The organism is Amycolatopsis sp. NPDC104587 (assembly GCF_055583645.1).
On sequence record NZ_JBVJNO010000004.1, the window covers coordinates 657,870 to 682,680 of the forward strand.

The window sequence follows — 24,811 nt, forward strand, 5'->3', positions numbered from 1 at the left end:
CGATCGGTCAGTCGTCCCCGGTGTCCTCGGAGCGGTCCGCGCGCGTCGCGCTGACCAGCGTGCCGACGATGAGCAGCACCACTACGGCCAGCACGACGAGGACAACCTCGATGCCCATTGCTTCCCCCACATGTCGTAGTGCCCGGCACATCGTGACCGCGTGAAGCGTTGTTACGGCGGTGATCGATGTCATGCCGGGACGAAGCAGTCGTAACCGGATGCGGCTTGCGCTCACGCGGGAATGCCCACGACGCTCGGCACGTCGAAGTCTTGTGCGGGGCAACGAAAGGAAAGCTCATGGCACCGGTCCGGGTCGGCATCGTCGGGCTCAGCGCGAACGGCGGCTGGGCCGCGACCGCGCACGTGCCCGCGCTGGCCGCGGTGGAGGGCTACGAACTCCGCGCGCTGAGCGCGAGCAGCGCCGAGTCGGCGCGCGTGGCCGGGGAGAAGTACGGCGTGCCGCTGACCTTCGGCGACGCCGGGGAGCTCGCCCGGCACCCGGAGGTCGACCTGGTGGTCGTCGCGGTGCGGGTGTCCGAGCACCGGGCGCTGATCGAGCCGGCGCTGGCCGCGGGCAAGCAGGTGCTCAGCGAGTGGCCGCTCGGCGTGAGCCTCGCGGAGAGCCAGGCGCTGGCCGAGGCCGCGAAGAGCGGACAGACGGCGGTCGGGCTGCAGGGGCGGTCCGCGCCGGCGCTGCGCTACTTGCGTGACCTCATCAAGGACGGCTACGTCGGCCGCGTGCTCTCGACGTCGCTGATCGCCTCCGGCGGGAACTGGGGCCCGTCGGTCCGGGCCGGGCGGGACTACCAGCTGCACCCCGAAGGCGGGGCGACGATGCTGACCATCCCGTTCGCCCACACCGCCGACGCGCTCGCCATGGTGCTCGGCGGCTTCACCGAGCTGTCGGCGACCATGGCGACCGTCCGGCCGCGGGTGCGCGACGAGGTCACCGGCGACGCCGTCCCGATGACCGTGCCCGACCAGATCGCCGTCTCCGGCGTGCTGAACGGCGGCGCGGTCGCGTCGTTGCACCTGCGCGGCGGGACGTCGCCCGCGACCGACTTCCTCTGGGAGATCAACGGCACCGAGGGCACGCTGGTCGTCAACGCCGCCGATCCGCTGTTCTGGATCGCGAAGCTGACCTTGCGCGGCAGCCGCACCGGCACGCTGGAACGGCTCTCCGTGCCGACGCGGTACGAGCTGCCGCAGCTGGCCGGGCGCAGCGCCGAGCCGTCCTACAACGTCGCGCACGCCTACGCGCGCCACCTCAAGGGCGACCTGCCGGACTTCGCGCACGCCGTGCGCGTGCACCGGGTGCTGGACGCCGTCCAGCGGTCGGCCGACACCGGGACGCGGGTTCACCCGGACGCAGAGTAACTGTTACCGGCGGTAGTAGATTTTCGCCCACGCCCGACTTACTCTCGGGTAATGGACGACGTTGTCTACGACCGCGCGGGCCGGGGCGAGCCGCTGGTGCTGATCCACGGCATCGGCCACCGCCGGCAGGCCTGGGCGCCGGTGGTTCCGCTGCTCACGCCGCATCGTGACGTCATCGCCGTCGACCTGCCCGGCTTCGGCGAGTCGCCCGAGCCGGCCGGCGGATACGGCGTCGAGCCCGCGCTGGTGATGTTCAAGGAGCTCTTCACCGAGCTGGGCCTGGACCGCCCGCACGTCGCGGGGAACTCGCTCGGCGGCCTCCTGTCACTGGCGCTCGGCCAGGCCGGGCTCGTCCGCAGTGTCACGGCGTTGTCGCCGGCCGGGTTGTGGAACCGGACGCAGAAGATGTACGCGATCGCCACGCTCAAGGCCCACCGCGCGCTCGCCCAGCGCACACCCCCGCACGTCGTGCGCCGCATCGCGGCGGCGGCGGCCGGGCGCAAGGCGCTGACCGGCATGATCGTCGGGAAGCCGGCCCTGCTGACGCCGGACGCCGTTGTCGAGGACGCCCACGCGCTCGCGACCGCGCCGGGGTTCGAGCCGACCGCCGCGCAGTCCCGCGGGGACTTCCGCTTCACCGGCCCGGTCACCGGCGTCCCGGTGACGATCGCCTGGGCCGAGCACGACCGGATCCTCGCCCGGCCGCGCGTCGCCGACCTGCGGAACGTCGCTCCGAACGGGACGTTCCGGCTGCTGCCGGGCTGCGGGCACGTGCCGATGAACGACGATCCGGCGCTGGTCGCGAAGGTGCTGCTCGAAGGCAGCCAGTAGGTGACATTCGCTTTACGTCCGTCTTTTGACCCTGGTAGCCGACTGCTCCGCGAGGCAGAATCCTCCGCCGTGCGCCCGTGAGGGGCTCTGGGCGCGAATCGGAGGAATTCACGCATGAGGCTTTCAACCCGGCTCGTGGTGCTCGCCGCGGCCGCGCTGGCGACGACGGCGGTGACCACCGCACCCGCGTCCGCGGGCCAGCGCCCGGACCCCACCACCGACGTCCGGATCATCACGTTCAACGACCTGCACGGCAACCTGGAGCCGCCGTCCGGCTCCAGCGGCCGCGTCACGCAGTCCGACGGGACCACTGTGGACGCCGGTGGCGCCGCATACCTGGCGACGCACGTGAAGCAGCTCCGCTCGCAGGTGCGCAACTCGCTCGTGCTGTCCGCCGGGGACAACGTCGGCGCGTCGCCGGTGATCTCGGCGCTGTTCCACGACGAGCCGACCATCGACTTCCTGAACCAGCTCGGCGTGAGCGCGTCCGTCGTCGGCAACCACGAGTTCGACGAGGGTTACAAAGAGCTGCAGCGCATGCAGTTCGGCGGCTGCCACCCGACCGACGGGTGCCAGTTCGACAAGAAGTTCAAGGGTGCGGACTTCCCGTTCCTCGGGTCCAATGTGTACTTCACCAACGGCCTGCCCGCCTTGTTGCCGTTCACCGTCAAGTTCGAGAGCGGGGTGCCGGTCGGGGTCATCGGCGCGACGCTGAAGGACCTGCCGACCGTCGTCACGCCGGAGGCCATCAAGGGCCTGAAGTTCGGCGACGAGGTCGAGGCGATCAACCGCACGGCGAACCTGCTCGACTTCTTCGGCGTCAAGTCCCAGGTCGTGCTGCTGCACCAGGGTGACAGCACCGAGATCGAGGGCCCGAACGACTGCCGCGTCCTGCCGGGCCCGGCCACCGCGATCGCGAAGGCGGTGTCCCCGAAGGTCGACGCGATCTTCACCGGCCACAGCCACCAGCAGTACAACTGCGTGGTCAACGACCCGGCCGGCCAGCCGCGCCCGGTCATCCAGGGCGCGTCCTTCGGCCGGCTGCTGTCCGTTGTGGACCTGAAGATCAACCTGAAGACGCGGGACGTCGTCCGGTCGGCGACGCAGGCGCACAACGAGATCGTCACCCGCACGGTCACGCCGGACCCGGCCGTGGCGGCGCTGGTCGCCGACGCCAAGGCGAAGTCCGGCCCGATCGCGAACAAGCCGGTCGGCTCGATCACGGCGGACCTGCCCGCGGCGGGCAACCCGGCCGGCGAGTCCTCGCTCGGCGACGTCATCGCCGACGCGCAGCTCGCGGGCACGACGTCGAACAACGCGGTCATCGCGATGACCAACCCGGGCGGCATCCGCGCCGACCTGACGTACAAGTCGTCCGCGAACAACGAGGGTGACGGCGTGGTGACCTACGGCGAGGCGTTCACCGTCCAGCCGTTCGCGAACATCATGCAGACGATCACGCTGACCGGCGCGAACCTGAAGAACGTGCTGGAGCAGCAGTGGGCGCCGGGGGTGAACCCGAAGTTCCTGCAGATCTCGAGCTCGCTGCACTACAGCTGGTCGGCGTCCGCGCCGCAGGGCTCGCGGGTCTCGAACATCACGGTCAACGGCACGCCGGTCGACCCGGCGGCGACGTTCCGCGTGTCGGTGAACAACTTCCTCGCCGCGGGCGGGGACGGCTTCACCGAGTTCACCAAGGGCACGAACCTGGCCGGCGGACCGGTGGACCTGGACGCGCTGATCGCGTACCTGGGCGCCCACCCGAACCTGGCCCCGCCCGCGGCCGACCGGATCACGCAGCTGCCGTAGTCCGGTTTTTCCAAGACGCCGTGGCGACAATGGAGCCATGACGACTTGGGAAGACGTCGTGCGCCTGGCCTCGGAACTGCCCGAGGTCGAGGCGTCGACCTGGTACCGCACGCCCGCCCTGAAGGTGGCGGGCAAGGGGTTCGCGCGGCTGCGCACCGAGGCCGAGGGCGGCCTGGTCGTGATGTGCGGGCAGGACGAGAAGGCCGCGTTGCTGGATTCCGGCGACGCGGCCTTCTTCACGACCCCGCACTACGACGGGTACGGCTCGATCATCGTCGACCTGGAGAAGGTGGACGTCGATCAGCTGCGTGAGCTGCTCGAAGAGGCGTGGCGGCTGAAGGCGCCTCGCCGGCTTCTCACGTGAGCTCGCCCTTGAGCATGCTCATCAGGATCATGTCGTGGCGCGTGCCGTCGTCGGCGACGAACGCTTCGCGGTGACGGCCGTCTTCGGAGAACCCGACCTTGCGGTAGACGTGCCGCGCGCGCTCGTTCTCGGCGACGACCCAGAGCGTGATCATGTGCAGCCGCATCGAGTTGAAACCGTAGCGGCACATCAGGCGCAGCGCTTCGGTGCCGTACCCGCCGCCGTTGCGGTATTCGGCGTCACCGATGTAAATGTCCAGCTCCGCGTTGCCGACCTCGGGCTCGGCGTCGCGGAGGTCGACGATGCCGATGAGCTTGCCGTCGGCTTCGATACCCAGGACGACGAGTTCGTAGGAGTTGACCGGGCGTTCCTCGGCGCGCTTGCGGTACTGCGCGAGCGACCGCGGGTAGCCGTTGTTCATCCAGCGGCCGACCTCGGGGTCGTTCCCCCACACGTGGATCTTGTCCGCGTCCTCCGGCTCCAACGCGCGCAGCCGGACGAGCTCCCCCTCGAGCACTTCTCCCCCTAGTCCCGCTTCAGCAGCAGGAAGTCGTCGACGTTGAGCAGGCCGAGGAACTGCCGGACCGGGGTCGGCATGGCCTGCCGCGACTCATCATGCACGAGCCGGGGTGAGTGCACGCGGTAATTTTTCCGCTGGGTGACGATGGTGCAACTCTCCGCGGCCAGCACGTTCTTCACCCAGTCGGTGTCAGGTCCGTAGGTGAGCGCGACGACAAAGCCGTCGTCCGCGCGGAAGACGTTCAGCGGCGTGCGGTACTCCTTGCCGGACTTACGTCCTTTGTGGACCAGCAGGCCGAAGCCCGGCGCCCAGTTCACGACGTACTTGTTGATCCGGTTGGTCACCACGCGGTTGAAGCGGGCGAGTCCTTTGGGCAGCACCATGGACCCACGATATCAACAAGCGATGAATTAATCGATCGGGTGACCCCGGCTCCCGGCGCGCACCGCGCCGATGGTGGGATATGGCGCATGTCGACCGAATGGCCGCTGCGCCAGGACCCGGAAGCGCCGGTGATCATCGCCCTGGCCCTGGTCAACGATCCGGCCGCGCTGGGCTTCGTCGTGCTCGACGACGAGGACGACTGGTTCATCAGCGACGGCACCGAGCTGTCCGACGACGTGCTCGTCAACCGCGAGAGCTTCGGCAAGATGTCGGTGCGCGAGGCGTTCGAGCTGCTCCCGCAGCTGGCGGCGCTGGCCGGGCTCCCGACGGGCATGGCCGCCGACTGGGACCCCGAGCGCCGCACGTGGCTGCTCTCGTCGGTGACGGGTTCCGACGACGAGGACGAGGACATCCGGCTGCTCTCACAGCGCCGCGCGGCCTGGAAGTTCGAGGGCTCCCCGGACGACGAAGCCCAGATCAGCACCGGCCTGACGGAGATCCCGACCGGCTCGGGCGCCCCGGCCCGCGCGGTCCGCCAGGTCGTCCGCGAGCAGGACGGCACGTGGCTGTTCGTCGGCTTCGAGGTCCCGGAGGCGGAGGACTTCGAGGTCGAGGGCCTGGAGTTGGAGCACGTCGCGAACCTGTACCCGGACGTCCGGACCGTGCTGAAGGCGGCGCCGGGCCAGGTGTACGACCGCGAGACGCCGGACTCCGAGTGGGAGCTCGTCGAGGGTTAGCGCAGCGCGGGCTCCCATGCGTCCCACCCCGCCCGGCAACTTTCCCCGCGACAAGTGTCCTGGCGCGACACCGTCCGTTCGTCCTTACAGTGAAAGCCGGCGATCGGCGCCGGTCAGGACCCGTGAGGAGCAGCAATGCCCAAGTACGCCGCAATCATCTACGCCTCCGACGTCGACCCGACCAAGCCCGAGGCCACGGACATGATGAAGGACTACGACGAGTTCGGCGCGGCCGCGCAGGCCGTGATCCGCGGCGGCGCGGCCCTGTACCCGACGGCGACCGCCACGACGGTCCGCGTAACCGGCGGCAAGGGCGGCGACGTCGTCACCAGCGACGGCCCGTACGCGGAGACGAAGGAAGCCCTGACCGGCTTCTACCTGCTCGAATGCGCCGACCTCGACGAAGCCGTCAAGGTCGCGTCGCAGATCCCGGGCGCCTGGGACGGCGCCATCGAGGTCCGGCCGGTCGTCGACTTCGGCAAGTGACCGGCGCCGGGGACGCGGTCGCGCGGCTGGTCCGGGACGAGGGCACCCGGGTACTGGCCACGCTGGTCCGCGTCACCGGCAGTGTCGACCTGGCCGAAGACGCGGTCCAGGACGCCGTCGTGCGCGCGTTGGAGACGTGGCCGCGCGACGGCGTCCCGGACAATCCGCGCGGCTGGCTGCTGGTCGCGGCCCGCCGCCGCGCGGTCGACGTCGTCCGCCGCGAGGCGAAGCGCCTCGGGAAGGAGGCGGACGCGATGCCGGCGTTCGACCCGCGCCCGGACCCGGTCTCGGTCCGCGACGACCTGTTGAGGCTCGTCTTCACGTGCTGTCACCCGGCGTTGTCGCTGGACGCCCAGGTGGCGCTGGCGCTCCGGACGTTGGGCGGCCTGTCGACCGCGGAAGTGGCCCGGGCGCTGCTGGTCCCGGAAGCGACGATGGCGAAGCGTCTGACGCGCGCGAAGCAGAAGATCGCGCAGGCTCGGATCCCGTACCGCGTGCCCTCGGCGGAGGAACTACCCGCGCGGCTGGCCGGCGTCGCGTCGACGGTGTACCTGATCTTCAACGAGGGTTACACGGGCCGCGTTTCCCTGCTGGCGGAGGCGGTCCGCCTGGCCCGCCTGCTGGCCGAGCTAATGCCCGACGAGCCGACGGCGCTGGGGTTGCTGGCGCTGGTGCTGCTGCAGGACGCGCGTCGCGCGGCCCGGTTCTCGTCGGGTGCACCGGTGCTGCTGGCCGACCAGGACCGTTCGGCGTGGGACTTCGAGCTGATCAAGGAGGGTGTGGCGCTGGTGGGCGTCGGCCTGCGCCGGACACCGTCGATCCCGAACCCGTACGTGGTCCAGGCGGCGATCGCGGCGTGCCACGACCTGGCCCCGTCGTACCCGGAGACGAACTGGGACGCGGTGATCTCCTGGTACGACGTGTTGTTGTCGATCCAGGACACCCCGGTGGTCCGCCTGAACCGCGCGGCGGCGGTGGCGGAGAGGGACGGGCCGGCGGCGGGGTTGGCTCTGGTGGATGCCTTGCCAGGGCTGGAGGACTACCCGTGGTGGCACGCGTCGCGGGCGGAGCTGTTGCACCGCTTGGGTTCGCCGTCGGCAGCTGACGCTTTGGGACTTGCGGTGGAAACCGGGTTGCCGGACGCTCACACAGCTCATTTACGAAGCAGAATCCGGTCGTCGTACTTGCGTTGAGCCCTATCGGTCTTCGGCTTTCGATTCATCCGGTTTACTGAGAGCCGTCTTGATCCCGTTCAACATAGTTTGCTCGCCGATGCGCCCTCCAGACCTCAGCACGACCATGGCCACCACGACCATGGCCACGAGTGCTGCTCCGGCGATTGCCAACGCAGTCCCGGTGCCTACCAGCAAGCCGGCTACGACATACACACCCACGACCAAGACGAGCGTGACGACCAGAAAACCACCCAGCTTCATGGCATTCGGCGGGGTCCACGGGGCTGCTTCGGTCGTAGCTTCGGGGTTGATACCACTGGCGGACAGTGTTCCGGCCGACTTGCTCGAAACCAGGGCTCTGTCAGTTGATTCTTCAACTCCGCTCAACAGGGCAGAAATCGAGAAATCTTCGGTCAAACCTTCGGGAACTACGCTCGTTCGTCCCGCTTCCTCCAGTCGAAGTAGGTGGTCGTAGGGCACCCAAACGTCGTCGTGCTCAGAAATGGGAACCTGTTCCGAGCCGGAAAGGCCTGGGATCGTCGCTTCGATCGACCGCAGTTCTGCGCGAATCGCTGTTAACAACCCGCGGCGACCTTTCTGTGGCCCGCTGACCAGGATCGTGAGGACACTGTCCTCACGATCCGCTTTGAGCAATGCCCGATTCTGATCCATTCGGAGAACGGCGCCGGTGCGCCACACTGTTCCTTTGCTTACCAGCCGGTTCATGCGAACGATCACGCGGCTCATCACGCTGAGTGGCAGCACTTCGTACCTGATGGAGAAGCGGAGAGAGTCGCCCCAGTCTCCGGTGTCCGGCTCTTCTTTAGTAAGGAGATCGGGAACCAAAAAGATTCCTTCCGACTCGAAGCATAACTCGAACTTCTTCATCATTTCGACGATGAAGATGCGTGAACTCGGAGGGTACTCTTCGCCGGATAGGATTGTGTCGACATTTCGCCACTCGAGCAAGCCCTTCAACTGGCCTGCAAGATTCGAATTCAGTATCCGATAGACGCCACCCGTGACCCATCTGGGGCTCAAGATATTCGTGTCGCGGAGCCGTGGATCTTCGCGGAAGCACAAAACTGTTCCCAAGTCATGCAGGAAACCAATCAAAAGTTCGCGTGACTGGGCCGTCGTCACCCCGTGGCGCACGCAGGCGGCTTCGTATTCGCTGTACGGAAGATAGTCTGCGGGAAGTTGTTCAAGGTACTCCTTTACCTTAAAAAATGACTCCGGAAGCGGATCCCAGACGTGCGGAAGCTTGTCGACTGTCTCGGCGATCACGGCCGCCAGCTCCTCGATGCCGACAACTTCGGCGCATGAAGTCTCGCATATGGCAATGATGTTTGGATACTTCAGCCGAAGCCCGCGGCGGTCGATGTCCAGGTTGATCCCTTCGCATTTGTTGCCTACAATGATAACGGGGGATCCGCCGGAGAATCCTTGGATGATCTTCAGCCAGTACTCGACACGATTTTGATCTTCGCTTTGTCGAGCGTCTAGTGCGAGCAAGTATACGCTGCGTTTTGTTAGGAAGAACTGGTGTGTCGCATGCATTATCTCTTGGCCGCCGAAGTCCCATGCGTTGACGGTGACCGTGCCGTTTCTTGTCGACGCATGGCGCCAACGAGTGATCTCTATCCCCTCGGTCTTGCGCTCGTCTGAATCGAACGTTCCGGACACCAGTCGCCTGATGAGTGAGGTTTTTCCTACTGAACCCTCGCCGACTACAAGGAGTTTTGCCTCTCCGAGTGGACGCGCATCGGATGTGTCGCGGATGTAATTCCATATGGCTCTGGGAGAACTGTGCAGGTCAAGGATCTCGGGTGGAAAGGGGAGGGCGTTGCCGGCCAGGTGCAATGAGCTGAGCTTGGGTGGCAGTGGTGACGTCGTCGGCAGCGAATCAATCAGATTAGAGGCGAGATCGATAACCTCGATTTGCTCAAGTTCAAGCAAACCTTGTGGAAACTCGGCAATCTTGTTTCCTGGCAGTACTGCGCCTTTCAAGTTGCGAAGGTTGCCGATATTCTCAGAAATGGATGTTAGCAGATTGTCGGCCAGGTCGATCCACTGCAGTTTCGGGCAGGAGTCGAAGAGCCACTCGGGAATGTGAGTGATTCGTTGAGTGCCGGAGCTGACACCGATGGTCCGGGCCATTGATGTGGGGAATTCCGGTTCCTCATAGGGAGACTCTGGGCCAGTGGCCCTCGCTCGTCGAGTACTGCCGGTGCCATGTGCGCTCAGGCAGAGCACCTTCAGGCTTTCGAGCTCTTTGACGCGTGGTGGAATTTCAGTCAGGCCATTGGCCCAAAGCTGCAGGTTTTCCAGCGATGAGGGAAGTGGAAATTCGCTGTAGCGAGCCGAGTTCTTGAGCCTGTTATTCGCCAAGTCGAGAGCCTTGAGATTTTGTAGCTCGACTAGTTGGCCGGGTAGCGTCTTTAGTCCGCAACCGTCGGCGACGAGTACTTCAAGTTTTGCAAGTTTGCCTATTGATTCGGGGAGAATCCCGATCGCATTGTCTGACAAGGACAGTTCGCGAAGGTTGATAAGATCAAGAATTTCCGACGGAAAGGTCTCTATGCCGCAGGTGTCAAGTTCGAGAACGTGCAGCATCGGGAACTTTTTTCGAATCAGGTCAAACGCTATGTTCGCATTGTGCAGGCGTCGCAGGTTCAGAGAATGTAACTCGTCGACTGCGTTGAAGAGAAAGAGAAGTTCAGTGCTGGAGATCGAAAGATCGGCCACGGCCAATCTTCCGGTCGCCCTGGCTTCCATTATCATGACCTGGAGGTTATTCTCGTTGCCCTTCTCGCGGGGGAAGATCGCCATTGCATCTCCTGGTCATTTACTGTTGGTCTGGGGCGCGCATCCGAGGCTGTTGTAGCGACTGTTCGCGTTGAACTTGTGCGATCGAGGTCGCGCGAAGGTCGAGAGATGTTACAGGGCGGTGGCGTTGGAGTGCGATCGACCGCAACCCTCAACGAAGAAGGCCCAGGGACTCTGTTCCCTGGGCCTTCTTCGGAGAGCGGATGACGGGAATCGAACCCGCGTATTCAGCTTGGGAAGCTGATGTTCTACCATTGAACTACATCCGCAGTGCGCCGCAAGCATACACGGCGGCGTGATCCCCTTGTCCAGGGCCCTCCCTGCTTGACGTCGGCGCGTCAAGTGACAACACTTGTTGTCGACCTCGGAGGTGAGTGCCATGGACGAGCCCGAGCTGTTCCGGCAAGGCGGGTTCCGGCTGGCCCAGCGGCTGTTCATCGACGGGGACATCCGGGGTGACGAGCGGCAGGTCGCCCGGCTCCGGGAGTTCGCCCAGGTCGAGGACCGGCTCGCCGACGACGTTGTCACCTGGATGGCGCAGCAGCCCAAAGGCCAGGGGCGGAAGCTTTTCGAAGACGCGCTGAAGGGTGGCGCTCCCGCTGAAGGGCCGCTGAAGGCCTTCTTCGACGAGGTCGACGCCAAGCCCTACTGGGTCGACGACGAGCGGATCGAGCGGGGCGCCAAAGCGATCACCCGCGCCGGGCTGCTCGGACTCTTTCCGCTCGGGGACATGTCGCTCATGGGCGGCTACCTCGCCTCGCGCGCGACAAAATCCCTGGTCGGGACCGGCGAGATCGAGTACAAGGCCACCCGTCGCCTCGTCGAGACCGCTGCCTGGTGGATCGACGTCACCACCCCCGGCGCCCTCAAGCACGGTGCGCAGGGGTACGCCTCCGCACTGCGGATCCGGCTCGTGCACGCCCATGTGCGCGCCGCCATGAACCGGCGGGACGACTGGGACTACGCCTCCTGGGACAAGCCCGTCAACCAGGTGCAGACCGCCGGAACGCTCCTGCTCTTCTCTCTCGTCTACGTCTTCGGCACGCAGCTGCTCGGCCTCCGCTACTCCGCGCGCGAACGCGGCGACATCCTGCACCTCTGGCGCTACATCGGCTGGCTCATGGGCGTCGACGACGAGCTGCTGCCCACCTCCGAAGAGGACGCCTGGCGGCTGCTCTGGCTGCTCGCCGCCACCGAGTTCATCCCCGACGACGACTCGAAGCGGCTCGCCAAAGCGCTGATCGAGGCCAACGCCGCCGTCGGCGAAGGGCGCGGCGCCGTCGGGAAGGTGCTTTCCCACGTCTCCGTCGCCGTGCACTCGTCGATCAGCCGGCTGGTGCTCGGGAAGAGCAACGCCGACTTCCTCGGGCTGCCGAACGATCCCGTCGCGCAGGCCGCGATCGTCGCCGTCGCCGGGGTGAACTTCGCCGCGGAGACCGTGCGGCGGTTCATTCCCGGGGCCACCGCGCTGCAGGAACGGATCGGTGAGGCCGGGCGCCGCGGGTACGTGAGGCGGCTCGAGAAGCTCTTCGCGCCCGACACCACGTACGCGCAGCACATGCGGGCCGCCTGAACCCACCGGATAGGCTTCGCGGCGTGCTGCTCAGTGACCGTGACCTCCGCAAAGAGCTCGAAGCCGGCCGGCTCGGCATCGACCCCTTCGACGCCGGCATGGTCCAGCCGTCCAGCGTCGACGTCCGGCTTGACCGGTACTTCCGCGTCTTCAACAACAGCAAGTACACCCACATCGACCCGCAGCTGCAGCAGGACGACCTGACCTCCATGGTCGAGAAGGAGGGCGACGAGCCCTTCGTGCTGCACCCGGGCGAGTTCGTCCTCGGCTCGACGTTCGAGCTCGTCACCCTGGCCGACGACCTCGCCGGCCGCCTCGAAGGCAAGTCCTCGCTCGGCCGGCTCGGGCTTCTCACGCACTCGACCGCCGGGTTCATCGACCCCGGCTTCTCCGGGCACATCACCCTGGAACTGTCGAACGTCGCGAACCTGCCGATCACGCTCTGGCCGGGCATGAAGATCGGCCAGCTGTGCATCTTCCGCCTGTCGAGCGCGGCCGAGTTCCCCTACGGCTCGAGTGAGGCCGGGTCCCGCTACCAGGGGCAGCGCGGCCCGACCCCGAGCCGGGCGTACAAGAACTTCCACCGCGTCGACACCTGGCGCTAGGCCGCGATCTTCTCGTCCCAGTCGATCCGGTGGTTCCACATGAAGGCGTTCGGGTCCTCGTCGAACGGCTTCGAGAACGCCCGCTTGATGAAGAAGTCGCGGACGACGCGCCCGACCGGGCCGATCACCTTGTCGTCGCCGTTGCGCTTCCCCGCCGCGACAACGGCCTCGACGCGCTCGCGCCGCAGGCCCTCGTACGTGCTCAGCGCGCGCTCGATGTCCGGCACGTCCCGCAGGCATTTGCCCAGCGTGACGGCGTCTTCGATGGCCATCGACGCGCCCTGGCCCGCCGCCGGTGACGTCGCGTGCGCCGCGTCGCCGATGATCACCATGCGGCCGCGGTGCCAGACCGGGACCGTCGGGAAGTCGAACGTCGGCCACGCCGGGTAGACCTCGCGGGTCGCGCGGATGATCTCCGCGGCCGGCGTCCGGTCGGGCGCCACCAGGTGCAGCAGTTCGGTGCGCAGCTTCTCGCCGGCGAGCGTGGCCAGCTCGGACGCCGTCGGCTCGGTCTTGCGGGCCGGGTTCGCGAACCACCAGACGCGGCCGTCCATCGGGCTGACGACGTGGCAGAAGAACACGCGCTTGCCGAAGACCATGTTCAGCACGCCGGGCTCGTCCGGCAGGGACAGGCCTTCGGCGAACCCGCCGGTGTTGAGCAGTGGCACGTACCGCGGTGACGGCGCGTCCGGGTCGATGATCGTGCGGACCCGCGAACGGAGGCCGTCGGCGCCGATCAGGAGGTCGCCGTCGGCGTGCGAGCCGTCCGAGAAATCCGCCCTGACCTGCGAAGACGTCTGGCTCGCGCCGATCAGGCGTTTGCCGTACTCGGCGTGGATCCCGCGTCGCGCGGCCTCGTCGCGGAGGGCGACGTAGAGGTCGGAGCGCAGCACAGTCTGGCTGACGGTGCCGTCCGGCAGCGTGCCGCCGAGCGGGAACTCGGCCAGCCGGGTGCCGTTGCCGAGGCCGATCGACATGCGTGGCGAGTCGAAGCCGGTGCTCTTGACGACGTCCTTCAGGCCGAGCGGCAGCAGCGCGTCCAGGCCGTTGACCGCCAGCGTGAGGAACGCGCCGACCCCCTCGGCCCCGCGGTCGTACGCCTCGAACAGCACCGGCTTGTGCCCGGCCTCGTGCAGCGCGATGGCCGTGATCGTGCCCGCGATGCCGCCCCCGATGATCAGCGCCTTGGTCATCTCGTTCATCCCCTCGAAACTCTTAGAAACTAATTCGTTCTGTCGAACTAAAGAGTGGGCTAGGCTGGGCGCTGTGTCAAGTGAGCGAGCGCACCTGGTCGAAGAAGTCCTGCTCAGGTCCCGTGAGCTGTCGACGGAGACGGTCATGTTCCACACCGCGATCTCCGAGACGCGGGGCCTGTCGGCGGTCGACAGCAAGGTGCTGGACTACCTCGCGCGGTTCGGGCCGCAGACGCCGAAGGAGCTGACGCGGCTGTCCGGCCTGGCGCCGGCGTCGGTGACGGCGATGATCGACCGGCTGGAGCGCAAGGGCATCGTCAACCGCCGTCCGCACCCGGACGACCGCCGCCGGGTCCTGATCGCGCTGGACGAACAGGCCATCGCGAGCGGCATCCACCTGTGGGACCACCTCGTCAAGCGCATGTACGAGCTTTGCGACCGCTACAGCGACGACGAGCTCCGCACGGTGATCGGGTTCGTCGAGACGGCCACGGCCATCACCCACGAGTCGACGGCGAGGCTGACCGGCTCCACGGACGGGTGAAGGTAGAGGCGCCCGGCCCGCTCTCGTGCCAGGCTCCGGAAGGTCGTCTCGGCCCCGGAGGTGGCAAGGAGTGCTGTTGCCCGCAAGACCGCTTCGCCTGGTTATCGTGCTGGCACTGGTCTTCTTGGCCTCGGCCCTCGTGCCGTCGGCGGGAGCGGCCGCCGATCCGCCGTTCAAGGTGGGCTACGACGGCGTCGTCTACGGAGACTTCCTGTACGCGGGCAACGGCGTCATGCGCTGCCCCGTCGCGGCGGACGGCGCGCCGGCGGGCGCGGCGGTGGCCACGCCCGCCGCGTGCGCGAACACCGCGGACCGCAAGGACACCCTGGCCAACGACGACTTCTTCATGCAGTGGGCGGACGTCGACACGGACGCGGCGACGTTCGACTCGGCCAGCGCGTCGGTGCGCATCCCGCCCGGCGCGAAGATCGTGTTCGCCCGGCTGAACTGGGCGGGCAACACCACCGCGAAGACGTGCGGCTCGCGCGAGGGCGCGCCCGCGGTGCTGCCGCCGGGGGCGCCTGCCACGCAGAACGTCCGGCTTTCGGTCGGCAGCGGAAAACCCGTCGACGTCGCGCCGACGGGGTTCGCCGAAGAGCCGGGGCAGTACTACTCGGCGCACGCTGACGTGACCGGCCAGTTCGCCGCCGCGCCGACCGGGGCGGCGCTCGCCGTGACGGTCGGCAATGTCTGGGCTCCCAAGGGTTTCGACTGCGCGGGCGGCTGGTCGCTCGCGCTCGTCTACGCCTACCCGGAGCGCAACGCCGACTACGCGCCGAACAAGCGCAAGGTGGTCGTCTACGACGGGCACGTCCAGCCCACCGACGTCCCCACCGAAACGACGGTCACGGGCTTCCGCGCCGCGGCCGCCGACGCGCACATCGGCGTCACCGCGTACGACGGCGACTGGGGCGGCTCCGGCGACCAGTTCCTCGTCGACGGTGTCCCGGCCGCCGAGCCGGCGACCGGCGGGACGTCGAACTTCTTCGTCTCGAACGCCGACAACGCCGCGGCGCCGGGCGTGAAGAACAACTTCAGCGTGGACGCGAAGGCGTTCAACGTCGACACCATCCCCGCCGGCGCGACGAGCGCGAAGCTCGGCTTCGTGACCAGCGGCGACACTTATCTCGCGCAGAACCTGGCGTTCTCGGTGCCGGTGCCCGAGCTCCAGATCGCGTTGCACACGAAGCAGCCGAAGGCGCACGCCGGCGACCCGGTGACCTTCGCCGTCACCGTGGCGAACCCCGCGAGCGTCCCGGCGTCCGACGTGCGGGTCGCCGACGACGCCGTCCCGGGGTGTGCGAAGCCGCTCGGGACACTCGCCCCGGGCCAGACGGTCGACTACACCTGCACCGGCCCCGCGCCCGCCGACGACTTCACGAACACCGCGAAGGTCACCGGCACGAGCGGACCCGGCGAGCCGCTCGACGGCGTCGCGTCGGCGCACGTCGACGTCATCCACCCGGCGCTCGGCCTCACGAAGACGGCCGACAAGCCCGCCTACCGCGCCGGCGACACCGCGACGTTCACGATCAGGGCCACGAACACCGGCGACACCGGTCTCGGCGGCTTCCAGGTGACCGACACGAAGACGCCGTCGTGCGCGCAGCCGTTGGCCGGATCGCTTGCGCCCGGCGAAAGCCGCACGCTGACGTGCACGGCGCGCGCCCCGATCGCCGACGGTGTCAACACCGCCGGCGTCGCGGGCACCGACGAGCTCGGCAAGCAGGTGAGCGCGACCGCGGACGCGCCGGCGCCGACGATCGCGCCCGCGATCGAGGTCACCAAGACCGTGGCGCCGCCGGTGATCCACGCGGGTGACGCCGTCACGTTCACCGTCGCGGTGAAGAACACCGGCGACAGCCCGCTCGCGCCGGTCAAGGTCACCGACGACACGACAACGTCGTGCTCGCGCACGCTCGATGGCCTGGCCGCGGGCGCGACGCAGACGTACACGTGCACGGCGAACCCGTCGTCGACAACGACGTCCCGCGTGACCGCGACCGGCACCGACCTGGCCGGCCGGCCCGTGAGCGCGAGCGCGTCGGCGACCGTCACGGTGATCACCCCGGCGCTGACGCTCACGAAGGACGCCACGCCCGGCGTCGTGCGGGCCGGCGACCTGATCACGTTCACGATCACGGTCGCCAACGCCGGTGACGCGCCGCTGACGGAGGTCGCGGTCACGGACGACCACACGCCGGCGTGCGCCAAGACGATCGGCGCGTTGCCGCCGCGGAGCAGGCAGACGTACACCTGCACCACGCCGGCGCCGGCCGACGACTTCACCAACACCGCGGTGGCCTCGGGCCAGGACCAGCTCGGCCGGACGGTGAAGGTCACCGACGACGCCGTGGTCGACGTCATCCACCCGGGGGTGGCGCTCGCCGCGCAGGCTTCGCCCGCGCAGGTCCGCGAAGGCGACACGGTGACCTGGACGATCACCGCGACCAACACGGGCGACGTGCCGCTGACCGGGGTGGCGGTCGCGGACGAGGTCGCTGGGTGCGCGAAGCCGCTGGGTGTGCTGGCGCCGCAGGCGACGCAGGCGTACACGTGCACGACTGTCGCGGGCGCGGCCGGGCTCACGAACCGTCCGGTGGTGACCGGGACGGATCCGACCGATCGGCCCGTGACGGCAACCGCGGAGGCCGCGTTCGTGGTGCAGCACCCGGCGGTGGCGATCACGGCCACGGTAACGGGCGGCCCGTTCCGGGAGGGCGATGTCGTGCCGCTGCGGATTGCGGTGCGCAATGCCGGTGACGTGCCGTTGACGGGGGTGCGGGTCGCGGACGTGCCTCAAGTGGCGGGGGCGCGCCCAGACTCCCGAGCCTCCGGCCCTACGGCCGCGACTCCACGAGCCACCGGTCCGCAGGCGCGGGCCACCGGCTGCGCCCAACTCCTCGACGGCTCCCTCGAGCCCGGCGCCACCCAGGACTTCGCCTGCAGCCTCACCGCTCCCGCCGACGACGTCACCGCCGCCGTGCAGGTCACCGCCACTCCGCCCGTCGGACCTGCGGTCGCCGCCACGGGGACCGCAGGCATCGACGTCATCCATCCCGCCATCACCATCGGCAGGACCGTTGACCGCGCGATGGTGCGCGAGGGCGACACCGTGACCTCGACGATCACCGTCACCAACACCGGTGACAGCCTGCTCCGCGACGTCTCCGTTGCCGACCAAGGCGCACCGGCATGCGCCAAAGCTCTCGGCACCTTCGAACCGCAAGCAAAGCAGACCTACACCTGCACCCAGACCGCCGGCGGAGCCGACTTCGCCGCCGCCGCGCGGGTCACCGGCACTGACGCCACGAACCGGACGGTGACCGGCGCTGCCGAGGTGCCCGTGGACGTCATCCACCCGGCAATCGCCGTCACGGATGACGCCGCACCCGCTCAGGTGCGGGTCGGCGACACCGTCACCTTCACCCTCGTCGTCACCAACACCGGGGACGTCCCACTGACCGATGTGTCCCTTGTGGACAGCCGCACTCCGGCGTGCGCTCTGACCATCGGCACCCTCCCTCCCGACGCCCTCCAGCGCCACTCCTGCACGGTAAACGCGGGCACCGACAATTTCGTGAGCTCAGCCACCGCAACCGGCACCGATCCGACGAAACGCCAGGTCAGCGCAACCGACGACGCCGCCTTCACCGTTCAGCACCCCAGCCTGCGGATCACCAAGGACGCGAAGCCCGGCACAGTCCGTCAAGGCGACGAAGTCACCTTCACGATCACCGTCACCAACACCGGTGACGTCCCCCTGACCGCCGTCAAAATCGCCGACGAGCCCGCTTGCGCCAAGACCTTCGACAAACTCGAAGTCCGGGAATCCCAGACGTACGACTGCAAGACCACAGCCCCGAAGGACGACGTCACCAGCACCGCCGAAGCAACCGCGGAAGCGCCGATCGGACCGCCGGTCACCGCCAAGGGTGACGCGAAAATCGACGTCATCCACCCGAATGTAGAAATAACGAAGGACGCGAAGCCCGCCACAGTCCGCGTAGGCGACGAAGTCACCTTCACCATCACCGTGACGAACAGCGGCGACGTTCCCCTGACCGCCGTCCAGGTCACCGACGAGCCCGCCTGCGCGAAGAGCTTCGACAAGCTCGAAACCCACCAAGCGCAGACCTACACCTGCACCCGCAAAGCGCCGGACGACGATTTCTCGACCACCGCCGAAGTGACCGGAATGGATCCGACCGGTCGCTCAGTGCAATCGACCGTCATCACGAAAATCGACGTCGTCCACCCCGAGATCGCGGTCATGAAGGACGCGGCTCCCTTCGAAGTCCGCCCGGGCGAAACCGTCACCTTCAGCGTTCTGGTCAAGAACACCGGCGACGTGCCGCTCGCCGCCGTGTCCGTCGTGGACGACCACACGCCGTCCTGTGGGCGCACCACTCCCGAGCTGGCCGCGGACGGGGAAATCACCTACACCTGCACGATGATCGCCGGTCAGGAAGGCTTCACGAGCAGGGCGACCGTCACCGGGCAAGATCCGACCGGGCGTCCCGTGAGCGCGTCCGGCGAGGCGACCTTCAAAGTCCGGAGCGGCTGAATGGAGTAACGCTGGAGCGCCCGATTGCCGCGGGTTCCGTGTCCGTCGGCGAACGGCGGGCCGAAGAATGTGACCAGTGCGTTCGTAGGGTTCTCGCTGTAATCGTTCCGTGATACGTTCTCGCGCCGTGTCCCCCATTGGTGAACGTGCTCGCGTGGTGATGGTGTCACTCAGTGTGCTGCTCGGCGTTTTCTCCGCCGCGACAGGCACCTGGATGGCCACCGCCGAAGGAAACACCGCTGAGCTCGGCGCCGCGGCCCTGGTGCTCCCCGACGCGCCCGGCGCCTCCGGTGGCGGCAGCGGCACCGACCTCGCCGGTGGCCAGGCCTCCACGACGAAGCAGCCTTCGGCCGAAACGCCGGCGCCGTCGTCCAGTGCGACGCCGACGCCGACCCCGACCGAGACCTCCGCGCCCCCGCCGACGACTTCCGAGGCCGCGCCGCCGCCGAGCACCAAGGCCGCCGCGCGGGTTGCCTCTTCGGTCGCCGAGCAGGTCATCAACCTCGTCAACAACGAGCGCGCCCAGGCGGGCTGCAAGGCGCTGGCCGAGGAGTCGCACCTGACGAAGGCCGCGCAGGACTACAGCGACGACATGTCGGCGCGCAACTTCTTCTCCCACACCAACCCCGAGGGCGTCACCTTCGACCAGCGCATCAAGAACGCCGGCAACCCGAAGCCGGGCGCGGAGAACATCGCGAAGGGCCAGACGTCCGCGGCACAGGTCATGGACTCCTGGATGAACTCCGAGGGCCACCGCGCGAACATCCTGAACTGCTCGCTCACGAAGCTCGGCGTCGGCTTCACCAAGGCGGGCAACTACTGGGTGCAGGACTTCGGCTACTGAGGCGCCTAAGCCGGGTTGTTCCACCGCTCCGCGATGTCGCCGTACCGAGCCAGCACGGTCGCCCGCAGGTCGGGATCCGACCGCGGCACCGGCTCGATGAACACCTCCGTGACGTCGTTGAACGTCTGGGTCAGTTCGGCCGCGATCCGGACGCAGGCGTGTTCGACGTCGGCGGCGCCGAGCGAGTCGTCGAAGTCGACGCGGGTGCAGACCAGGACCTGGTCGGTGCCCATGAGCATCGTCTGCAGGTCGACGACGGCCTCGATCTCCGGCGCGGCCGAGAGGTGGTCACGGACGCCGCGGACGATCTCCGGGTTGGCCTGGCGGCCGATGAGCAGGCCGCGGTTGGTCCGCCCGAGCAGGTACGCGACGAAGGCGAGCAGCACGCCGATGATGATCGACGCGAGGCCGTCCCAGACCTCCGAACCGGTGAGCTGGTGCAGGCCGATGCCGGCGAACGCGACGATGAGGCCGATCAGCGCCGCGGAGTCCTCGAAGAGCACGGTCTTCGGTGTCGGGTCGTCGATCAGGCGGAGGTACGCCCAGAATGACCGGTTTTCCGCTTTGGACTCCCGGACGGTCTGGCGCACGGCCTGCACCCACGACGTGCCTTCGAGCAGGAACGCCACGGCCAGCACGATGTAGCTGAGGATCGACGTGCTCTGCGCCTCACCGTGCCCGAACAGCGTCGAAACGCCCTCGTAGAGCGCGAACATCGAACCCGACGCGAAGATCGACACCGCGGCGAGCAGCGACCAGAAGTAGCGCTCCTTGCCGTACCCGAAGGGGTGCACGCGGTCGGCCGGGCGGTCGGAGCGCTTCAACGCCGTCAGCAGCAGGACTTCGGTGAAGGTGTCCGCCACGGAGTGGGCCGCTTCGGACAGCATCGCGCCCGAGCCGGTGATGATGCCCGCGATCAGCTTCATGATCGCGATCGCCAGGTTCACCCCGCCGGCGAGCAGGACGGTCAGCGTGCTTTCGCCACCGGGCTTTTCGGGTTCCTCGCTCACGGTGGTGAGCGTAATGGTCAGAGGCGGCGCAGGCCGTGCAGCACGCGCTCCATGAGCGCCACGGCCGGACGGCCGTCGGTGTTCACGCGTGTGTCGTGGATCGTCACCAGGCCCTGGTCGGCCATGTCGTCGAGCAGCACCCGGGCGACGCCGAGCGGGACGCTGAGCCGCGCGGCGACCTCGGCGACCGAGCGCGGGTGGTGGCAGATCGAGCGGACCGAACGGAACTCACCGGTCAGCCGGGCGCCGTTCCAGTGGGCGCCGGCCCGCGTCGAAACCATGGCTTCGATCGCCAGGTGGCGCCGCGACTGCGTGCGGCCGCGCGTCAGCACGTAGGGACGCACGAGCGTCCGCTGGCTGGGAACGTGATCGAGGGCTGGGGTGCCGCGAAGGGCGTGCCGGCCGGTGGCGGGGCGGGAATCTTCCCCGGTCCGCAGGTCCTCGCCCATCCTCGCTGCCCCCTGATTCCGTGATCGCCGAATTTGCCTCGCTGGCAGCGTTGGCGGCGAGGGAAAGGCCAGGATACGCCCGTTGTCCAGTCTTCAGGCCACTGTTTGTCCTTTGCCTGATAGGCCATTTCAGTGAATATCGCGGACATTGTGGCAGTAATCGATTGCCGCTACGAATTCCCAGCTAGTGGACGCCTTGATCGACTGGTGACAACCAGTAGTGCCACGGCTACGAGAATGAGGGCCGACTGCTCGACAATGGCGATCGTGCCGTAGGGAATGGTCGTTTTCATGCCCAGCCAGCAATAGGTCACCACCGCTCCCGCGGCCAGCGGAAACGCGGGCGGGCGCAGCCGCAGGACCACGACGGCGGTGATCGCTTCGAGCGCCAGGAGCAGTCCGACGAGCAGCCAAGGGTGGACGTCCAGACTGCGCAGGATCTGGAACGCGCTGCTCGCGCCGACGCCCAGGGCGAGCGCGACCCAGGGGTTGCCCGGCGTCGACGTCCAGACCGGCGAGCGGAACCGGAACGCCACGACGACCAGCGTGACGGCGACCACGGCGGCCCCGGCGAGCTGCGCGACGGGTGCGACGAAGGGCGCGAAGGAGTAGGTGATGGCGAAGGTGGCGACGGCGCCGACGACCAGCGACACGCTCCAGAGGCTCAGGCCGACCTTCTTCAGCCAAGGTTCGCGGCCGAAGAGCGCCTCGGCGACCGCGATCGGCGCGCCGATGCTCCACACGACGTGCAGGGTCAGCACGTAGACCGTCCACGGCGCGCCGATGCCGAGCCAGGCGATGTGCCCGGGTGTCAGCAGGTCCAGGCCGAGGTAGTACGGGTTGAACAGCGTCTGCGTCAGCAGGCCTTCTTCGAAGACGCCGAACGCGAGGGCGAGCGTGAGGATCGTGGGCCAGCCGCGGCCCCGGCGGCGGGCGGCTTCGCGGATCAGCAGCGCCGCCGCGCCGTAGAAGGCGACGTAAAGGGCGAACATGCCGAGCTGCTGCCCCAGTTCGGGCGGGCCGGCGAGGTACTGGTCGGCGAGCAGGAACTCGGCCGTGAACGGGGCGAGGATCGCCAGGGTGAGGGCCGCGGACTTTCGCATTCCCGCATCGTCGGGCGGACGGCGGGACGGTGCCTGGGCCAACGATCACGGCCCGGCCAGGACGAATGTCATGGCCGGGCCGCGGGTCGTCAGGCTTCTTCGGCGGGCTCCGCCGCGAGCGTCGGCGCCCCGAGGGCGATCGGCTTCGGCTCCGGCTTGCGCTTGACCGACTCCAGCAGCATCTGCGCGACGTCGACGATCTCGACCTTCTCGCTCGCGCTGCCGTCGCTCTGGCGGGCCGTCAGACCGTCGTTCAGCATCACCTTGCAGAACGGGCAGCCGGTCGCGATCTTCGACGGCGCGGTGCCGAGCGCCTCGTCGACGCGCTCGACGTTGATCCGCTTGCCGATCTTCTCTTCCATCCACATGCGGGCGCCGCCGGCGCCGCAGCACATCGACTTGTCGCCGTGCCGCGGCATCTCGCGCAGCCGCGCGCCGGTCGCGCCGACCAGCTCGCGCGGCGCCTCGTAGACCTTGTTGTGGCGGCCGAGGTAACACGGGTCGTGGTAGGTGACGTCCTCGGCGACCGGCGCCACCGGGACCAGCTGCTTCTCCCGCACCAGGCGGTTCAGCAGCTGCGTGTGGTGCACGACGTCGAACTGGCCGCCCAGCTCCGGGTACTCGTTGGCGAGCGTGTTGAAGCAGTGCGCGCAGGTCACGACGACCTTGCGGGCCTTCCGCTCACGTCCCTCGAACACCGAGTTCAGGACCTCGACGTTCTGCTGCGCCAGCATCTGGAACAGGAACTCGTTGCCCGCGCGGCGGGCCGGGTCACCGGTGCAGGACTCCTCCGAGCCGAGCACCTTGTACTTGACGTCGGCCATGTGCAGCAGCTCGGCGACCGCCCGCGTCGTCTTCTTCGCGCGGTCCTCGAACGCGCCGGCGCAGCCGACCCAGAAGAGGTACTCGGCGTCGCCCATGTCGCCGTCGAACACCGGGACCTCGAAGTCCAGGTCCTCGGTCCAGGCCAGCCGGTCCTTGGCGTTCTGGCCCCACGGGTTGCCCTTGTTCTCCAGGTTCTTGAACATGCCGTTCAGCTCGCTGGGGAACGACGACTCGATCATCACCTGGTAGCGGCGCATGTCGACGATGTGGTCGACGTGCTCGATGTCCACCGGGCACTGCTCGACGCAGGCGCCGCAGCTGGTGCACGACCACAGGACGTCGGGGTCGATGACACCGCCGTCGTCGCCGATCAGGGCCTTCTGGGATTCGGCGATCGCGAGGACGTCGATCCCGGCGTACATGTTGTCGCCGGACAGCCCGACCTCGTCGCCGGCCATGTCGCGCTTGCCGCCGGCCATCAAGTACGGCGCCTTCGCGTACGCGTGGTCGCGCAGCTGCGTGATGAGCAGCTTCGGCGACAGGGGCTTGCCGGTGTTCCACGCGGGGCACTGCTCCTGGCAGCGGCCGCACTCGGTGCACGTCGAGAAGTCCAGCCAGCCCTTCCAGCTGAAGTCCTCGATCTTGCCGACGCCGAAGGTGTCCTCGTCCGGGTCGGCTTCCTCGAGGTCGAGGACCTTGCCGCCGCTCATCATCGGCTTGAGCGCGCCGAGGGCGACGCCGCCGTCCTGCTCGCGCTTGAAGTAGATGTTGAAGAACGCGCTGAAGCGGTGCCACGCGATGCCCATGGTCATCGTGCGCGCGACGACGATCAGCCAGACCGTGGCGCTCATCAGCTTGACGAACGCGAACACCGTGACCAGGTTCGGGCTGGCCGGCAGCAGCTGGCCGATCGGGTTCGAGACGAAGGCGGCCCAGGTCGGCGTCTCGTGCGCGCCGAGCGCGGCCTTCGCGGCGCGGACGCCGATGATGCCGATGCCCTCGATCAGGACGACGGCCTCGATGAAGTAGGCCCACTTGAAGTTGGAGCCCTGGAAGCGCGACTGGCGGTCGGCGCGGCGCGGGTGGTTGCGCTGGCGGATCGCCATCAGCACCAGGATGCCGACGATCGTGCCGACCCCGAGCAGCTCCATGAGCAGCTGGAACGGCGGGAAGTCGTCGAGGATCGGCCAGCCCCAGTGCGGGACGAAGACCTCGCCGTAGGCCTCGAACAGGGCAAGCGAGCCGAGCAGGAAGCCCCACATGACCAGCCAGTGGGCCGGTCCGACGCTGCGCTTCCGGTTCATCCGGGTGTGGGCCGCGAACTCCTTGATCAGCGTCTTCATGCGGGGCATGAAGGGGCCGTTGCGGGTCGCGTCGGGCTGCCCGAGGCGGATGACCCGCACAAAACGGGCGATCGTCGCGGCGAACATGCCCCAGGCGACGAGGCCGAGCACGACGGAGATCCCGCCGAGCGTCAGTTGCAGAGCGCCCATCGTTCGGGTGCCTTTCGTCCGGATGGATCAGTGGTGGTGCCGGGAGACTAACCGTCCTTACTGATGAGTAACCCGTTGAGTGGGCCTAAGTCC

General features: G+C 68.0%; 20 protein-coding genes and 1 tRNA gene. 12 read left to right on the plus strand and 9 right to left on the minus strand.

Annotated elements, in window-relative coordinates; translation table 11 throughout:
• The first annotated feature begins 297 nt into the window (after positions 1-297).
• From ACZ61C_RS14995 to ACZ61C_RS15010, 4 genes are all read left to right on the plus strand, one after another.
• The gene (locus tag ACZ61C_RS14995; protein ID WP_465306820.1) at positions 298-1,377 is read left to right on the plus strand and encodes a Gfo/Idh/MocA family protein; all 1,080 of its coding nucleotides are present in this window, start codon (positions 298-300) and stop codon (positions 1,375-1,377) included.
• 51 nt (positions 1,378-1,428) lie between these two features.
• Positions 1,429-2,208 (plus strand): alpha/beta fold hydrolase, encoded by a 780-nt coding sequence (locus ACZ61C_RS15000; protein ID WP_465306822.1) that lies wholly within the window; start codon positions 1,429-1,431, stop codon positions 2,206-2,208.
• Between the two features lie 114 nt (positions 2,209-2,322).
• Positions 2,323-4,017, plus strand: a complete 1,695-nt coding sequence (locus tag ACZ61C_RS15005; RefSeq protein WP_465306824.1) for a bifunctional metallophosphatase/5'-nucleotidase — start codon at positions 2,323-2,325, stop codon at positions 4,015-4,017.
• Between the two features lie 37 nt (positions 4,018-4,054).
• Positions 4,055-4,381, plus strand: coding sequence for an MmcQ/YjbR family DNA-binding protein (locus ACZ61C_RS15010; RefSeq protein ID WP_465306826.1), 327 nt, complete (start codon positions 4,055-4,057; stop codon positions 4,379-4,381).
• Here ACZ61C_RS15010 and ACZ61C_RS15015 read toward each other — a convergent pair.
• Positions 4,374-4,898, minus strand: coding sequence for a GNAT family N-acetyltransferase (locus tag ACZ61C_RS15015; protein WP_465306828.1), 525 nt, complete (start codon positions 4,896-4,898; stop codon positions 4,374-4,376). The two genes, ACZ61C_RS15010 and ACZ61C_RS15015, sit on opposite strands and share 8 nt — an antisense overlap.
• Positions 4,899-4,906: 8 nt before the next feature.
• The gene (locus ACZ61C_RS15020) at positions 4,907-5,284 is read right to left on the minus strand and encodes a nitroreductase family deazaflavin-dependent oxidoreductase (protein ID WP_465306830.1); all 378 of its coding nucleotides are present in this window, start codon (positions 5,282-5,284) and stop codon (positions 4,907-4,909) included.
• A gap of 87 nt (positions 5,285-5,371) precedes the next feature.
• On the opposite strand from ACZ61C_RS15020, the gene ACZ61C_RS15025 reads away from it, so the two are divergent.
• The 3 genes from ACZ61C_RS15025 to ACZ61C_RS15035 all read left to right on the plus strand — a co-directional run bounded on the left by ACZ61C_RS15025 (position 5,372) and on the right by ACZ61C_RS15035 (position 7,701).
• The gene (locus ACZ61C_RS15025; RefSeq protein ID WP_465306832.1) at positions 5,372-6,022 is read left to right on the plus strand and encodes a hypothetical protein; all 651 of its coding nucleotides are present in this window, start codon (positions 5,372-5,374) and stop codon (positions 6,020-6,022) included.
• A 135-nt stretch (positions 6,023-6,157) separates the two neighbouring features.
• On the plus strand, positions 6,158-6,508 hold the full coding sequence (locus tag ACZ61C_RS15030) for a YciI family protein (protein WP_465306834.1): 351 nt from the start codon (positions 6,158-6,160) through the stop codon (positions 6,506-6,508).
• Positions 6,505-7,701 (plus strand): RNA polymerase sigma factor, encoded by a 1,197-nt coding sequence (locus ACZ61C_RS15035; RefSeq protein WP_465306836.1) that lies wholly within the window; start codon positions 6,505-6,507, stop codon positions 7,699-7,701. Before ACZ61C_RS15030 ends, ACZ61C_RS15035 begins: the two co-directional genes overlap by 4 nt.
• A gap of 3 nt (positions 7,702-7,704) precedes the next feature.
• On the opposite strand, the gene ACZ61C_RS15040 is transcribed toward ACZ61C_RS15035, so the two are convergent.
• Together ACZ61C_RS15040 and ACZ61C_RS15045 are read right to left on the minus strand one after the other, a co-directional pair.
• Positions 7,705-10,515, minus strand: coding sequence for a COR domain-containing protein (locus ACZ61C_RS15040; RefSeq protein WP_465306838.1), 2,811 nt, complete (start codon positions 10,513-10,515; stop codon positions 7,705-7,707).
• A 195-nt stretch (positions 10,516-10,710) separates the two neighbouring features.
• Positions 10,711-10,781 (minus strand) — tRNA-Gly (locus ACZ61C_RS15045).
• 110 nt (positions 10,782-10,891) lie between these two features.
• Here ACZ61C_RS15045 and ACZ61C_RS15050 point away from each other — a divergent pair.
• Together ACZ61C_RS15050 and dcd are read left to right on the plus strand one after the other, a co-directional pair.
• Entirely contained in the window at positions 10,892-12,085 is a 1,194-nt protein-coding gene (locus ACZ61C_RS15050) for an oxygenase MpaB family protein (RefSeq protein WP_465306840.1), read from the plus strand.
• A gap of 23 nt (positions 12,086-12,108) precedes the next feature.
• A complete protein-coding gene (gene dcd, locus ACZ61C_RS15055; protein WP_465306842.1) occupies positions 12,109-12,690 on the plus strand; it encodes a dCTP deaminase in 582 nt (193 codons plus the stop codon).
• Here dcd and ACZ61C_RS15060 read toward each other — a convergent pair.
• Complete coding sequence (locus tag ACZ61C_RS15060) at positions 12,687-13,883, minus strand: FAD-dependent oxidoreductase (protein ID WP_465307050.1); 1,197 nt, start codon at positions 13,881-13,883, stop codon at positions 12,687-12,689. The two genes, dcd and ACZ61C_RS15060, sit on opposite strands and share 4 nt — an antisense overlap.
• A 73-nt stretch (positions 13,884-13,956) precedes the next feature.
• Between ACZ61C_RS15060 and ACZ61C_RS15065 the strand changes: the two genes are divergently transcribed.
• From ACZ61C_RS15065 to ACZ61C_RS15075, 3 genes are all read left to right on the plus strand, one after another.
• On the plus strand, positions 13,957-14,427 hold the full coding sequence (locus ACZ61C_RS15065) for a MarR family transcriptional regulator (protein ID WP_465306844.1): 471 nt from the start codon (positions 13,957-13,959) through the stop codon (positions 14,425-14,427).
• Positions 14,428-14,533: 106 nt separating this feature from the next.
• Positions 14,534-18,994 (plus strand): DUF7507 domain-containing protein, encoded by a 4,461-nt coding sequence (locus tag ACZ61C_RS15070; protein ID WP_465306846.1) that lies wholly within the window; start codon positions 14,534-14,536, stop codon positions 18,992-18,994.
• A 154-nt stretch (positions 18,995-19,148) separates the two neighbouring features.
• The gene (locus ACZ61C_RS15075) at positions 19,149-19,838 is read left to right on the plus strand and encodes a CAP domain-containing protein (RefSeq protein WP_465306847.1); all 690 of its coding nucleotides are present in this window, start codon (positions 19,149-19,151) and stop codon (positions 19,836-19,838) included.
• 5 nt (positions 19,839-19,843) lie between these two features.
• Here ACZ61C_RS15075 and ACZ61C_RS15080 read toward each other — a convergent pair whose 3' ends face one another.
• From ACZ61C_RS15080 to ACZ61C_RS15095, 4 genes are all read right to left on the minus strand, one after another.
• Positions 19,844-20,848 carry a cation diffusion facilitator family transporter gene (locus ACZ61C_RS15080; RefSeq protein WP_465306849.1) on the minus strand — a complete coding sequence of 335 codons (1,005 nt, stop codon included), beginning with the start codon at positions 20,846-20,848 and terminating at the stop codon, positions 19,844-19,846.
• 17 nt (positions 20,849-20,865) lie between these two features.
• Positions 20,866-21,192, minus strand: a complete 327-nt coding sequence (locus tag ACZ61C_RS15085; RefSeq protein WP_465306851.1) for a DUF742 domain-containing protein — start codon at positions 21,190-21,192, stop codon at positions 20,866-20,868.
• A 275-nt stretch (positions 21,193-21,467) separates the two neighbouring features.
• Entirely contained in the window at positions 21,468-22,400 is a 933-nt protein-coding gene (locus ACZ61C_RS15090) for a hypothetical protein (protein ID WP_465306853.1), read from the minus strand.
• 89 nt (positions 22,401-22,489) lie between these two features.
• The gene (locus ACZ61C_RS15095; protein WP_465306855.1) at positions 22,490-24,718 is read right to left on the minus strand and encodes a (Fe-S)-binding protein; all 2,229 of its coding nucleotides are present in this window, start codon (positions 24,716-24,718) and stop codon (positions 22,490-22,492) included.
• Positions 24,719-24,811: the final 93 nt, after the last annotated feature.